The following is a 14,192-nucleotide window of genomic DNA, read 5'->3' as shown; positions in this document are numbered from 1 at the left end:
AGCCGTTCGGGGTTTTACAGACAAAACCCCCACTATCGGTTAGGCTGAAACTGATTATTCTCATCCTGCAAATAAAGAGGAACCTATGCGTTTACTCCATACCATGCTTCGCGTTGGCGATTTACAACGCGCTATCAGCTTCTACACCGACGTTTTAGGCATGCGCCTGCTGCGTACCAGTGAAAATACGGAATACAAATATTCGCTGGCTTTTGTTGGCTACACGGATGAAAGCGAAGGCGCAGTCATTGAGTTAACCTACAACTGGGGCGTTGACAGCTATGACATGGGCACTGCCTATGGGCACATCGCGTTAGGCGTGGATAACGTGGCGCAAACCTGCGACGACATCCGTAACGCAGGTGGCAAAGTCACCCGTGAAGCGGGCCCGGTCAAAGGCGGCTCCACCATTATCGCTTTTGTTGAAGATCCGGACGGCTACAAAATCGAGCTGATCGAATCCAAACACGCAGGCCAGGGTCTGGGCAACTGATCCGTTGCGTGCAGTCTCAGGGCGCGAAAGCGCCCTTTTTTTTGCCCACTGAAATGTCGAATATTCGCCACACGCCTGCAACTCGCGGCAAAATTTGCCATAATGTGCGCTGAATTCGATAAAGATAAGAAACTAATGGCCGAGAATAGTGACATTAACGCCCTGAGAGGCCGTTTTCGTGGTTTTTATCCGGTAGTGATCGATGTTGAAACTGCCGGATTCAATGCCAAAACTGATGCGCTGCTGGAAATTGCCGCCATCACGCTAAAAATGGATGAAGACGGCTGGCTGGAAAGCGACGAGACGGTCCATTTCCACGTCGAGCCTTTCGAAGGTTCCATTCTGGTGCCAGAGGCGCTGGCGTTTAACGGTATCGACCCGACAAATCCGTTGCGGGGTGCGGTCAGCGAATATGACGCCCTGCATGAGATTTTCAAAGTCATCCGTAAAGGGATGAAAGAGCAGAACTGCAACCGCGCGATCATCGTGGCGCACAACGCCAATTTTGATCATAGCTTCCTGATGGCCGCCGCCGAACGCGCCGGGCTGAAACGTAACCCGTTCCATCCGTTCGCGACCTTTGATACCGCAGCGCTGAGCGGGCTTGTTCTCGGGCAGACGGTGTTGGCAAAAGCCTGTATCAGCGCGGGGATGGTCTTTGACAGCAGCCAGGCGCACTCCGCCTTGTATGACACAGAGCGCACGGCTGAACTGTTCTGCGAGCTGGTAAACCGCTGGAAGCGCCTGGGCGGCTGGCCGCTGGCCATCAGCGCCGAAGAGCAGGAAGACGAAACCGCATCAGAAGAACATCAGCAGTAAGCGGTTGACGTGAAGGAATACGCTGACGGACAAACAGGCCGGACGCATAAAAACAAAAAGAGCGACGTAATGTCGCTCTTTTTATTGTCATCAGCAGCCCTGAAGGCGGCCAATTTCCGCTGCTGATTACTCTTCAGATTCAGAAGATTTGTATTTCTCAGCGGTTTCTTTGATCAGCTGTTGCAGTTCGCCACGCTGATACATTTCAATCACGATGTCACAACCGCCGACCAGTTCACCATCAACCCACAGCTGCGGGAAGGTAGGCCAGTTAGCAAATTTTGGCATCTCTGCGCGGATATCCGGGTTCTGCAGGATATCGACGTAAGCGAAACGTTCACCACAGGCAGACAATGCCTGAACTGCTTGTGCAGAAAAACCGCAGCTTGGCAGTTTTGGCGAACCTTTCATGTACAGCAGAATCGGGTTTTCAGAAACTTGCTTCTGAATTTTTTCAATTGTTGGAGTGGTCATTTCTTGCTTCCTCAAGCCGGTACAGGCTGTCACGGTCATTACTCTTCACGCGCAGCACAAAAAAGTGCTGAATCACATTGCCCTCTATTGTAACGATGGCAGCTATCAGATAAAAACGCCATTTTTTGCAGGGTCTTTCGCAATACTGACATTTTATTTCACTATTTTAAGTGCCTGCGTGCGGGCTCACTAAAATAAAGATTCATCGAGAATAACATTTTTGGCGATGACATTAACCAGGGATTTGCATTTCGCCATGGTTTAACACAAATATTAACCTACTGAAAAACGGTCATTTTATTCACTAAAAATGGCGTTTATTTCGACGTTTTAAAAGCTATTAACTTTTTCTCACAATATGATCTAGAATCGATGCAATTCGTGCTGTTTTGTCTGGTTCTTTTAGGCAATACTCTGACATCTCTGATGTTTAACCTAACCACCTATGGTAACGAAGCTATGCGCTTACTGTTCACGCTTTTTGTGCTGCTCTTTACCCAGCTGTTTCTGAATATTGCTCATGCGTCACCGCAGAGTCGTGTTTCTGCCGATCAGCGAAAGAGTCATGTTAATCAGGTTGCCCCTGAGGAACGTCGAAAGCGAAAAACGGTTGCAGCGAAAACCACTAAAAAAACCAAAGTGGCACCGGTGAAAGAACAACAGAGTCAGGAAAAAAATGCCAGGAAGAGAGTCAAAAGCACCGAACTGGTGACGCGAAAGGCCTCTTCTGTCAAAACAGTGAAAACGACGCGAGCTGAAAGTAAGGCCGAGAGTAAGAAAGAAAAAACACTCAAAACCACCAGAGCTGAAACCAAAGCAGATAAGAAAAGTAAAACCCGGGCTTTGGCGAAAAACGCCACTGTAAAGACCAGCAAGAAAGAAGCGTATGGCCGACACCGAAAAGGCAAGAAATTAGCCGAAGAAGACAGCAAGCCCATTACGTTAAGCGCGACCCACAAGAAACGTTATCAGCATGCTCAGCAAACGGCGATGACCAAGCTGATGCACCAGGTCGGCAAACCTTATCGCTGGGGTGGTACCTCACCCAATACCGGTTTCGATTGCAGTGGTTTAGTGTATTACGCGTATAAAGATCTGATTCGTATCAAAATGCCACGCACCGCTAACGAGATGTACCACCTGCGCGATGCCGCACCGGTGAAACGCGGTGAACTGGAGTCCGGCGATCTGGTCTTCTTTAGAATTAATAACCGCGGTGCCGCGGACCATGTCGGGGTATACGTCGGTAACGGCAAGTTTATTCAGTCTCCGCGTACCGGTGAAGACATCAAAATTACCTCACTGGGCGACGATTACTGGCAAGATCATTATGTAGGTGCACGTCGGGTAATGACCCCGAAAACGATCCGATAATAAGCAGTTCGTTAAATTTGAAGTTCCGCTAATCATCACTGAATAGCATTTAACGAAGCGTTTGTGCAGGGAAGAATGTCGGCGAAAGGGTCAGTGTGCAAAATTGAAAAAGGGCGATCCCTCTATAAGGGTTCGCCCTTTTTGTTGCCCGATGACGGGGCTTTTAGTTCATCACTGCAGTGAAGCTGAAAGCAATAATCATAAGCAACGCGCAAACAGTGGTAATCAACGACAATTTCAAATTACTGTCCATAAAACCCCCTTACGGATCAATTGTGGCGTTTCATTAAGCCACATAAAATGTGTGCCAACGCATTTTCTCATACTTCATCGCTAAAATCCCGCGTTGATTCATGCGCGATATTCCACAATAACACTTCCACTTTGCTGCATTATAAGAGAAAATTGTCGGTTACCACGCCTGTGTGCCGGTCGATTTCACCCGAGAGCGTTTTGCGCCTCACTCTGACGAATCCACCCAACGATTTCACTGCCTTTTTAAAAGCCCGCAGTGAAATCCACGCAAGCAAACGATTAACATAATGCTAACGTGCTGAAACACGTGAGTTCAGGAGTCATTGTTTACATGGCAACGATTAAAGATGTCGCTAAGCGCGCTGGCGTTTCCACCACAACCGTGTCGCACGTCATCAATAAAACACGTTTCGTCGCCGAAGACACCAAAACCGCGGTTCTGCTGGCTATCAAAGAGCTTCACTACTCGCCAAGCGCCGTTGCACGCAGCCTGAAGGTCAATAACACCAAAACCATTGGCCTGCTGGCGACCTCAAGTGAAGCGCCCTACTTTGCCGAAGTCATTGAAGCCGTTGAAAACAGCTGTTTCTCCAAAGGCTACACGCTGATTTTGTGTAACTCGCATAATAATCTGGAGAAACAACAGGCCTATCTGCAAATGCTGGCGCAAAAACGCGTCGACGGCTTGCTGGTAATGTGCGCGGAATATCCGGATGAACTGCTGAATATGCTGGAAGAATACCGCTCCATTCCGATGGTCGTCATGGACTGGGGCGAGGCACGCAAAAACTTCACTGACAGCATTATCGACAACGCCTTCGAAGGCGGTTATATGGCCGGTCGTTATCTGATTGAACGCGGGCATCGTGATATTGGCGTGATCCCAGGGCAACTGGCGCGTAATACCGGTGGTGGTCGTTTCCAGGGTTTCGTTAAGGCGCTGAACGAAGCCAACATTCCTCTGCGCGAAGAGTGGGTGGTTCAGGGTGATTTCGAACCGGAATCGGGTTATCAGGCGATGCACAAAATCCTGATGCAGAAACAGCGCCCTACTGCTGTTTTCTGTGGCGGTGATGTGATGGCGATGGGGGCTATCTGTGCGGCAGATGAGCTCGGTTTACGCGTACCGCAGGATATTTCGGTGATCGGATATGACAATGTGCGAAATGCGCGTTATTTCTCTCCGGCGTTAACCACTGTGCATCAGCCGAAAGAGCGTCTGGGCGAAATGGCGTTTACCATGCTGCTGGACAGAATTATCAGCAAACGTGAAGAATCACAGACCATTGAGGTCCATCCCAAACTGGTCGAGCGCCGTTCAGTAGCTGACGGTCCTTTCCGCGATTATCGCCGTTAACAAAAATCTGACGCCTGCCTGTACAGGCGTTTTTTTCTCGTCCCGGTCAATACTGGCTTCCGGTATCAGCAGCGTTTAAGCAGCGACGATGAGGGTATTCACTCCTGGCAGGCCAATGCGGGGTAAGAGTTACGTTCTGACCAAACATTTATCACACCAGTAAACATCCGCCTCCCGGAGAGGTGGGTGTTTATTTTCTAATCCCGTAACCATTCCTGATTCATCGTTTCTGTATCGCCCATGTATTCCAGCAGCCAGGCCAGCGAAGGAGAGGAATTACTCTGATCCCACGTCAGGCAACACGGGCTGTCAGGGAAGGTATTCTCCAGCGCCAGAACCTGTAATTTTTGCTGTTCAATCTGATGACTCACGCGATGAACCGGCATCATCCCTACGCATAAACCTTCGCTCAGACACTCCAGCGCGCAAGTCCAGTCAGGCACGACCAGGCGCCGCTGATTATCCAGCGTCCAGGTATCACGCTTGGGTAAAGTGCGCGAGGTATCCTCCAGACACAGCGCCGGATAAGGCCGCAGTTGGTCATCGTTCAGCGTGCCGGAGAGTTGCGCAAGCGGATGCTGAGGGCTGACGACACAGTGCCAGTCCATAAAACCCATATCGCGAAAACTGAAACGCCCGCCCACCGGCACCGCCCGCGTCGCGCCAATTGCCACGTCTGCGCGGCCATCGACCAGTGCATCCCAGACGCCGTTAAATACTTCGGAATGAATGATAAGTTCCGTATCAGGGAAATGACGATAGAAATCGAGCACCAGCCGCCGCGTTCTGGCGGGTTTCACAATTCGGTCTACCGCCACCCGCAGCTCGCCACGCCAGCCGTTTGCGACCTGCTGGCACTGCCGACGCGTAGCTATCATTTTTTTTGTCAGAATCCGTGCTTCATCAACGAAAACTTTTCCGGCAGGCGTCAGCACCACGTCACGGTGACGCCGTTCAAACAAAGGAACAGCCAGCCAGTTCTCCAGCTGACGAACGGTATAGCTTATGGCAGAAGGCACACGGTGAAGATCCTGCGCTGCTGCGCTGAAACTACCGGTACGTGCTACCGCATCAACCACTTCAAGGGCGTATTCTGACCACATCACTTAGCCTTCAATATTTTTCACAGCAGATTGCAAATATTAGCGTTTCACAAGACTGTTATCAAAGCGTTAAACTCTGCATCCCAACTGTTTTCTGCATCACATCATCTGCAATACATAAATTAACGAGACAATAATGAAACCCTCCTTTGGATTTATGCTCTATCTCGCCGGATTGAGCATGCTCGGCTTTTTAGCCACAGATATGTATCTTCCCGCCTTCAGCGCGATGCAAATCAGCCTGATGACCAGTCCGGGCATGATCAGCGCCAGCCTGAGTATTTTCCTCGGCGGTTTCGCGATCGGGCAACTGCTCTGGGGCCCTCTCTCCGACCGCATTGGCCGTAAACCGGTGCTGATTATCGGCCTGACGCTGTTTGCCATTGGCTGTCTGGGTATTTTGTGGGTGGAAAATGTGCGTGCGCTGCTGGCGCTGCGTTTCTTACAGGCCGTTGGTGTGTGTGCCGCCGCAGTCACATGGCAGGCAATCGTCGTTGACCGTTTCTCACCGGATGTTGCGAAAAAAACCTTCGCCAGCATCATGCCGCTGGTCGCACTCTCGCCGGCTCTGGCACCGCTGCTCGGCGCATGGGTACTGAATCACTTTGACTGGGAAGCGATTTTCGCTCTGCTGACAGGGGTCACGGTGATCCTCCTTATCACCACGTTGACCTTGCGTGATAAAAAGCACGCAGAACATCCGCCCGAAAATAAAGCCGGTTTTGGTACTTTGCTCACTTCCCGTATTTACACGGGTAATGTGATGATTTACGCCGCCTGCTCTGCGGGTTTTTTCGCATGGCTGACCGGTTCACCGTTCATTTTGAGTGATATGGGTTACACACCGGCGGTTATTGGCCTGAGCTACGTACCGCAGACAATCGCGTTCCTGCTGGGGGGTTTTGGTTGCCGGTTAATGATCAGCAAAATGGATGGCAACAAAATTCTGCCATTTTTATTAGCAGGTTATTGCCTGAGCGTTGTCTGGCTGTTTGTTATTGCCATGTTCACCGATGCCGGTTTAGTGAGTCTGTTGATTCCGTTCTGTTTGATGGCTTTGGTGAATGGTGCAATCTATCCAATTGTCGTCGCAAATGCATTAATGCCATTTCCTGCTAATACAGGCAAAGCCGCCGCGTTGCAGAATACCCTGCAGTTAGGGCTATGTTTTATTGCCAGTCTGATGGTTTCCGCATTTATTGCGCAACCTCTTATGGCGACAGTTACCACCATGCTGTCTACACTCATCTTGGTAGTTTTAGGTCGCTGGTTGTCACAACGACAAACAAAACGCCAGGCAGACAGCAAAGAGTCCTGTCAGCAGACTGAAGCACGTTCTACTCACTGATCGCAATAATGACCTTGAGTTACAATCACTTAAAGGTCATTAGTTCTCAAGTCGATTAACTATTGAGAATGCATGCAGGCGAGCCTATACTCAATAAAACCTCTAAAAATAACACTTTTACAAAATCTTTATTACAAGCTTTTGTGTGCTACGCGGATCGCGTCACACAATTATTTCAAGGATGATTGACCTGTAAACCTGTTGGTTTGCAGGGGTTCCTCTAAATTTCCTCTGTTGGTGTCGAATATCGGACGGGGCGCTGAGTCGTCTGTTCTCATAAAGACCTGCACAAATAGCCTTTGCTTTTCCCGGCAGGTTAATAAGTCAGAAGAGAAAGTGATGGAGAAGCTATGAGTTCATCGTGTATTGAAGACCAAAGCATTCAGGATAATCAGTGGTATCGGATCGTCAGCGAAATGTTATCTTCCGCCGACATCCAGATTAATGGTAATCGCCCTTTTGACCTTAAAGTAAAAAACACTGACTTCTTCAAGCGTGTTTTGCAGGAAGGTTCTCTGGGTTTGGGTGAAAGTTATATGGATGGCTGGTGGGAATGTGAACGTCTGGATATCTTTTTCCAGCGCGTTTTGCGAGCCGGTTTAGAAGATAAACTTCCCCACCATTTTAAAGACACACTACGCATCGCAGCAGCACGTCTCACCAATTTGCAATCCCGTAAACGCGCGTGGATTGTCGGTAAAGAGCATTACGATCTGGGCAATGATTTATTCACTCTCATGCTCGATCCCTATATGCAATATTCCTGCGGCTACTGGAAAGAAGCCACTACCCTGGAGCAGGCGCAGGAAGCGAAACTCAAAATGATCTGCGACAAACTGCAATTAAAACCGGGTCTGCGTTTGCTCGATATTGGTTGCGGCTGGGGCGGATTATCTGAATATGCAGCGCGCCATTATGGGGTCAGCGTGGTGGGTGTGACCATTTCCGCTGAGCAGCAAAAGCTCGCACAGGCACGTTGTGAGGGGCTGGATGTCACGATTCTGTTGAAGGATTACCGCGACCTGAACGATCAGTTTGACCGCATTGTGTCGGTTGGGATGTTTGAGCATGTTGGGCCGAAGAATTATCAGACCTATTTCAATGTCGTGAAGCGCAACATCAAGCCAGACGGCATATTCCTGCTGCATACTATCGGCTCAAATAAAACCGACCTGAGCGTGGATCCGTGGATCGACAAATATATCTTCCCGAACGGTTGTCTGCCTTCGATTCAACAGATTGCGCACACCAGTGAATCCCTGTTCGTGATGGAAGACTGGCACAATATCGGTGCTGATTACGACCGAACATTGATGGCGTGGCATGAACGTTTCCAGATTCACTGGCCGGAATTGGCAGAGCGCTACGGCGATCGCTTTCACAGGATGTTCACCTATTACCTCAATGCCTGCGCAGGGGCTTTCCGCGCGCGCGATCTTCAGCTTTGGCAAGTGGTCTTCAGCCCTGAAGGGGTTGACGGTGGACTGCGCGTTCCGCGTTAATTCGTTAATTAATGGCAGCGCAACACATAAAAAATCCGGGCATAAGCGCCCGGATTTTTTTATTCACTTCTGAAAGTGCGATGCAATTATTCCGCTTTCTCAATCATCGCCTGCGCCGTCGCAATAGCCGCTTCGCGGCTGGCTAACACACGTTCAACCGTATCGACGATCGCCTGAGTTTGCGGATCGATTTCAATATTAATTTTATCGCCGAGGCGTCTGGCGCCTAATGTTGTGCGCTGCAACGTTTCCGGAATTAAATGCACGCAAAAACGAGTACGGGTGACTTCGCCAATGGTCAGACTAATACCATCAATGCCGATATAACCTTTATGTAATACATATTTCATCAAATCTTCATGCGGCATGCGGAACCAGATCTGACGGTTATTTTCTGAGGTGAGAATTTTTGCGACTTCGGCAGTACAAATAATATGCCCTGACATTAAATGGCCACCGATTTCATCATTAAATCGTGCAGCACGCTCCAGATTGACCAGATCGCCAACCTGTAAATCACCAAGATTGGTCAGCCGCAGAGTCTCTTTCATCAAATCAAAACTGACCAGGTCACCCTGTACTTCCGTGACCGTCAGGCAACAGCCGTTGTGCGATACCGAAGCGCCGAGCTGAAGATTATCCAGCATATCCTCTGGCATGCGTACAACATGGGTACGGAAATTCGGTTTTTCATCAATCGATACAACCGTTCCGGTACCCTGAACAATTCCGGTAAACATAGCCCTTTCCTCAATTCTGAAATCTGTTGTATTAAGACAACGCTGCCGCCAGTTTGCCGCAGATTTAATTGAAAGCCAAATCTCTGCGGCACAAATAGCACAGGTTCCGGTGATCTCATTATTTAACTAACCATTAACCGCATCGTTTGCTTAAAAATACTGAAAAGGTACAATCTTCTGGCTATTCTCTACACGTCAATGTCGCCTTAAATGGCGTTTTTTTATTCAAAATAATCAACAATAAAGGTGTATCTGTGCAGAAGTACCTCGCAGAAGCGCGGGTGTTATTAGCACTTGCCATCCCGGTCATCCTTGCGCAAATAGCCCAGACATCCATGGGTGTGGTGGATACAATAATGGCCGGTTCAGTCAGCGCGACGGATATGGCTGCTGTCGCCGTCGGGACCTCCATTTGGTTACCGGCCATCTTATTCGGCCACGGTTTATTGCTTTCGCTGACACCGACCATTGCGCATCTCAACGGCGCGGGCCGACGGGATAAAATCGGACATCAGGTGCAGCAGGGTTTCTGGCTGGCCTCCGGTGTTTCAGTGCTGATCATCGCCGTACTTTATCACTGCGATCAGATCATTGGTCTGATGCATAACATTGACCCTGAGCTTCAACGAAAAGCCATCGGCTATCTGCACGCCATTATGTGGGGCGCGCCAGGCTATTTGTTTTTCCAGGTGCTGCGCGACCAGTGTGAAGGATTGTCTAAAACCAAGCCGGGCATGGTGTTTGGTTTTATTGGCCTGCTGGTGAATATTCCGGTTAACTATATTTTCATCTACGGAAAATTCGGTGCTCCGGCCCTTGGCGGGGTCGGCTGCGGCGTGGCAACGGGTGCCGTATATTGGGTGATGTTTTTCATGATGCGCTTTTACGTGCGCCATAATCGCGCACTGAAAGATATTGCCCCGCCCTCACGCTTTGCTAAACCTGACTGGCCGACGCTACGCCGGTTGATCCAGCTGGGTTTGCCGATCGCGCTGGCATTATTCTTCGAAGTGACGCTGTTTGCCATCGTTGCCCTGCTGGTTTCTCCGCTGGGAATTGTGGCCGTTGCCAGCCACCAGATTGCGCTTAACGTCGGTTCACTGATGTTTGTCGTCCCGCTGTCGTTGGGTGTGGCTGCGACGATCCGCGTCGGTTCACGGCTTGGTGAATCTTCTGTTGAAGGGGCAAAAGTCGCCGCTTACACCAGTATTGTGACCGGTATCGTCATGGCCTGTTGTACAGGGATGACGGCGATTCTGTTCCGTGAGCACATCGCGGCACTGTATAACGACAGCCCGGAAGTGGTTACTCTCGCGTCACATCTTCTGATCTTTGCTGCGCTTTTTCAGATTTCAGATGCGATCCAGGTAATCGGCAGCGGGATTTTGCGCGGCTATAAAGATACGCGTTCCATCTTCTATATTACGTTTGTTGCGTATTGGGTTCTGGGTCTTCCGGTGGGATATACCCTCGGACTGACCGATTTGCTGGTGCCACGAATGGGACCGAGTGGATTCTGGTGCGGATTTATTCTCGGACTGACCTTCGCCGCCGTGATGATGACGGTACGCATGCGCTGGCTGCAAAAACAAACGTCGTTCACCATTTTGCAAAAAGCAGGCCGTTAACCGTCTTTCACTTACGCAATCACTGGCCATGCGCTAAAAATGATTCATCTGCGCGTGGCTTTTGCCCCTGAGCGAAGGCCGTTATGCCTAAAAAAACAACGCAATGCGCATAAGCTCGTCAGTCGTGCACATTATGAAAGAAAAATGTCTTTTTTCCCTTGCCAGTATTCAGAGACGTCGTTAATATTCGTCCCCGTCGCCAGCACTGGCTGACAAGAAAGAAAACGATGCGTCCGTAGCTCAGTTGGTTAGAGCACCACCTTGACATGGTGGGGGTCGGTGGTTCGAGTCCACTCGGACGCACCAATTTCGAAGCAGTACCGTTGCATGATGTGCGTCCGTAGCTCAGTTGGTTAGAGCACCACCTTGACATGGTGGGGGTCGGTGGTTCGAGTCCACTCGGACGCACCAAAGCAACTCCCGGTTACTCCCTGTGTGACTTTCACGATTTCACTCCCTGCTTTGAATCCAACTGCTTCCTCTATAAACACCAGCACCTCCTCTGATGATTATCTGTTTTCAGGATTTCCCGACCACACGCATATGTTCGTCTTGCCTTTAACCGGTTTATTTCGAAGTTGTGGCATTTTCGCCGGTCCCGTAACGAATCTGTTATACCCTGTGGTTTCCGCTCTGCCCACTTTGGGTATTTGCGCAACAACACTCTGTCATCTGCCCTAAGCTTGCGCTTTATCACGTTTTTTATTTGGTTTCCCGCCTCGTTCCCCTCTATAATATGCATCGTCTCTTCGATTGAATGGTTTCAGCCCCTTGATCTGTCGATATCGCACTTATAAAAGCGTGACCACTCCCGTAGCGATCTTAAATCGCACTAATCGCTATGCTTTGGCTGAACTAACTACACCATTCCTTTCACAGTCTTCTACGCTTAGTAATGATTTGATTCAACCAGGCAAGACTTCAATTCCGCGCGGGCAGCCCTGCTGTCAGGCAAACACTTTTCCAATCCATCACAACTTGTAGATAAAATCGTCATGAAAAAGACCAAAATTGTTTGTACCATCGGACCGAAAACTGAATCCGAAGAAATGCTGACCAAACTGCTTGATGCAGGCATGAACGTAATGCGTCTGAACTTCTCTCACGGTGATTACGAAGAGCACGGTCAACGCATTAAAAACATCCGCAACGTGATGGCCTCTACCGGCCACAAAGCAGCTATCCTGCTGGACACCAAAGGTCCTGAAATCCGCACCATGAAACTGGAAGGCGGCAAAGATGCTGCACTGGTTGCGGGTCAGACTTACACCTTCACTACCGACCAGAGCGTAATCGGTAACACCGAACGCGTTGCTGTGACCTACGCAGGTTTCGCCGCCGACCTGAAAATTGGCAACACCATTCTGGTGGACGATGGCCTGATCGGCATGGAAGTGACTAACGTCACCGAAACCGAAGTTACCTGTAAAGTTCTGAACAACGGTGACCTGGGCGAAAACAAAGGCGTTAACCTGCCAGGCGTTTCTATCGCTCTGCCTGCGCTGGCTGAAAAAGACAAGCGCGACCTGATCTTCGGTTGTGAACAAGGCGTTGACTTTGTTGCTGCTTCTTTCATCCGTAAACGTTCTGACGTTCTGGAAATTCGCGAGCACCTGAAAAACCACGGTGGTGAGCATATCCAGATCATCTCCAAAATTGAAAACCAGGAAGGCCTGAACAACTTCGACGAAATCCTCGAAGCATCAGACGGCATCATGGTTGCACGTGGTGACCTGGGTGTTGAGATCCCGGTTGAAGAAGTTATCTTCGCGCAGAAGATGATGATCGAAAAATGTAACCGTGCGCGCAAAGTGGTTATCACCGCTACGCAAATGCTCGATTCCATGATCAAAAACCCACGCCCTACCCGCGCTGAAGCAGGCGACGTGGCTAACGCCATCATCGACGGTACTGACGCTGTTATGCTGTCAGGTGAAAGTGCTAAAGGTAAATATCCGCTGGAAGCCGTGACTATCATGGCGACCATTTGTGCCCGTACTGACCGCGTTATGCAGAGCCGCATTGATGGTCAGAACGACAATCGCAAACTGCGTATTACTGAAGCCGTTTGCCGTGGCGCAGTAGAAACTGCTGAAAAACTGGATGCTCCATTGATCGTTGTTGCAACCAGCGGTGGTAAATCTGCTAAAGCTGTGCGTAAATACTTCCCGCACGCGACTATCCTGGCGCTGACCACGAATGAAATCACTGCCCGTCAGTTAATCCTGACCAAAGGCGTAGTGACTCAGCTGGTAAAAGAAATTGCCTCTACTGATGATTTCTACCGCATTGGTAAAGAAGCGGCGATTGAAAGCGGTTTAGCTCAGAAAGGTGATATCGTAGTGATGGTTTCTGGCGCGCTGGTTCAAAGCGGCACAACCAATACTTCTTCGGTGCACGTTGTTTAAATAAAAACGTGACCCAGAGCATGAATAAACGCCGCATCCCGTGGCGTTTATTTCTTCGGGAAGCATTTTTTTCTTAAAAATGGCTTGAGGCAGACGTACTGAAATTGGGATAAGTCCCATGGAAAACAGCTGTTTTCGAAGCAATTTTTAACTTTTTCGTAAAAAAAGATGCTTCTTTGAGCGAACGATCAAAATATAGCGTTTACCTACAAAAAATTATTCTCATTAGAAAATAGTTTGTGTAATACTTGTAACGCTACATGGAGATTAACTTAATCTAGAGGGTTTTATAATGAATCGCACTAAACTGGTACTGGGCGCTGTAATCCTGGCTTCAACTATGCTGGCTGGTTGTTCAAGCAACGCTAAAATCGATCAACTGTCTTCAGACGTTTCTACTCTGAACTCTAAAGTTGACCAACTGAGCAACGACGTGAACGCAATGCGTTCTGACGTTCAGGCAGCTAAAGACGACGCAGCACGTGCTAACCAACGTCTTGACAACCAAGCTCACGCTTACAAGAAGTAATATTTACTTCTCTAGTTCAATGGCGCACTCAGTGCGCCATTTTTTTTATCTGTTTTTCCTCGCCCTCTTTCCCCTCTTCGTACTCCTCCCATATCGCGACCTTCCATTTTGTTTCCAGCTGACACATCTGACTTAACAATCCGTTTCTAAATACCTCTCTCG

13 protein-coding genes and 2 tRNA genes are annotated in these 14,192 nt (G+C 49.3%); 11 read left to right on the top strand and 4 right to left on the bottom strand.

Annotation, left to right across the window (positions count from 1 at the left end; translation table 11 throughout):
• The first annotated feature begins 85 nt into the window (after positions 1-85).
• Together gloA and rnt are read left to right on the top strand one after the other, a co-directional pair.
• On the top strand, positions 86-493 hold the full coding sequence (gene gloA, locus ACQZQY_RS13710) for a lactoylglutathione lyase (RefSeq protein ID WP_056773609.1): 408 nt from the start codon (positions 86-88) through the stop codon (positions 491-493).
• 102 nt (positions 494-595) lie between these two features.
• Positions 596-1,312, top strand: a complete 717-nt coding sequence (rnt, locus tag ACQZQY_RS13705; RefSeq protein ID WP_072158074.1) for a ribonuclease T — start codon at positions 596-598, stop codon at positions 1,310-1,312.
• Between the two features lie 126 nt (positions 1,313-1,438).
• Here rnt and ACQZQY_RS13700 read toward each other — a convergent pair whose 3' ends face one another.
• A complete protein-coding gene (locus tag ACQZQY_RS13700; RefSeq protein ID WP_056773605.1) occupies positions 1,439-1,786 on the bottom strand; it encodes a Grx4 family monothiol glutaredoxin in 348 nt (115 codons plus the stop codon).
• Between the two features lie 459 nt (positions 1,787-2,245).
• On the opposite strand from ACQZQY_RS13700, the gene ACQZQY_RS13695 reads away from it, so the two are divergent.
• Positions 2,246-3,160, top strand: coding sequence for a C40 family peptidase (locus tag ACQZQY_RS13695; protein WP_122095645.1), 915 nt, complete (start codon positions 2,246-2,248; stop codon positions 3,158-3,160).
• A 163-nt stretch (positions 3,161-3,323) separates the two neighbouring features.
• Here ACQZQY_RS13695 and ACQZQY_RS13690 read toward each other — a convergent pair whose 3' ends face one another.
• Positions 3,324-3,413, bottom strand: a complete 90-nt coding sequence (locus ACQZQY_RS13690; protein WP_122095584.1) for a YnhF family membrane protein — start codon at positions 3,411-3,413, stop codon at positions 3,324-3,326.
• A 333-nt stretch (positions 3,414-3,746) separates the two neighbouring features.
• Here ACQZQY_RS13690 and purR point away from each other — a divergent pair, with 333 nt between their 5' ends.
• The gene (gene purR, locus ACQZQY_RS13685) at positions 3,747-4,772 is read left to right on the top strand and encodes an HTH-type transcriptional repressor PurR (RefSeq protein ID WP_056773596.1); all 1,026 of its coding nucleotides are present in this window, start codon (positions 3,747-3,749) and stop codon (positions 4,770-4,772) included.
• A gap of 197 nt (positions 4,773-4,969) precedes the next feature.
• Here the strand turns inward: purR and punR are convergent, their stop codons facing one another.
• Entirely contained in the window at positions 4,970-5,875 is a 906-nt protein-coding gene (gene punR / locus ACQZQY_RS13680; protein ID WP_056773589.1) for a DNA-binding transcriptional activator PunR, read from the bottom strand.
• Between the two features lie 136 nt (positions 5,876-6,011).
• Here punR and punC point away from each other — a divergent pair, with 136 nt between their 5' ends.
• Both punC and cfa read left to right on the top strand, forming a co-directional pair.
• Complete coding sequence (punC, locus tag ACQZQY_RS13675; protein WP_431295798.1) at positions 6,012-7,223, top strand: purine nucleoside transporter PunC; 1,212 nt, start codon at positions 6,012-6,014, stop codon at positions 7,221-7,223.
• A 350-nt stretch (positions 7,224-7,573) separates the two neighbouring features.
• Positions 7,574-8,725, top strand: coding sequence for a cyclopropane fatty acyl phospholipid synthase (gene cfa, locus ACQZQY_RS13670; RefSeq protein WP_122095586.1), 1,152 nt, complete (start codon positions 7,574-7,576; stop codon positions 8,723-8,725).
• Positions 8,726-8,811: 86 nt separating this feature from the next.
• Here cfa and ACQZQY_RS13665 read toward each other — a convergent pair whose 3' ends face one another.
• A complete protein-coding gene (locus ACQZQY_RS13665) occupies positions 8,812-9,465 on the bottom strand; it encodes a riboflavin synthase (protein ID WP_056773582.1) in 654 nt (217 codons plus the stop codon).
• Positions 9,466-9,719: 254 nt separating this feature from the next.
• Between ACQZQY_RS13665 and ACQZQY_RS13660 the strand changes: the two genes are divergently transcribed.
• The 5 genes from ACQZQY_RS13660 (at position 9,720) to ACQZQY_RS13640 (ending at position 14,030) form a co-directional block, all read left to right on the top strand.
• Positions 9,720-11,093 (top strand): MATE family efflux transporter, encoded by a 1,374-nt coding sequence (locus ACQZQY_RS13660; RefSeq protein ID WP_056773580.1) that lies wholly within the window; start codon positions 9,720-9,722, stop codon positions 11,091-11,093.
• Between the two features lie 229 nt (positions 11,094-11,322).
• Positions 11,323-11,399: transfer RNA gene (locus ACQZQY_RS13655), tRNA-Val, on the top strand.
• A 28-nt stretch (positions 11,400-11,427) separates the two neighbouring features.
• Positions 11,428-11,504, top strand: a tRNA-Val gene (locus ACQZQY_RS13650).
• 584 nt (positions 11,505-12,088) lie between these two features.
• On the top strand, positions 12,089-13,501 hold the full coding sequence (pykF, locus tag ACQZQY_RS13645; RefSeq protein WP_056773577.1) for a pyruvate kinase PykF: 1,413 nt from the start codon (positions 12,089-12,091) through the stop codon (positions 13,499-13,501).
• 292 nt (positions 13,502-13,793) lie between these two features.
• A complete protein-coding gene (locus ACQZQY_RS13640) occupies positions 13,794-14,030 on the top strand; it encodes a major outer membrane lipoprotein (RefSeq protein WP_056773575.1) in 237 nt (78 codons plus the stop codon).
• Positions 14,031-14,192 lie beyond the last annotated feature (162 nt).

Origin of the sequence: Rahnella sp. PAMC25559 (genome assembly GCF_050632365.1) — a bacterium.
In the GTDB taxonomy this organism is placed as follows: Bacteria; Pseudomonadota; Gammaproteobacteria; order Enterobacterales; family Enterobacteriaceae; genus Rahnella; species Rahnella rivi.
The sequence above is the reverse complement of the archived record's forward strand: the minus strand, read 5'-3'. Positions and strand labels throughout refer to the sequence as shown.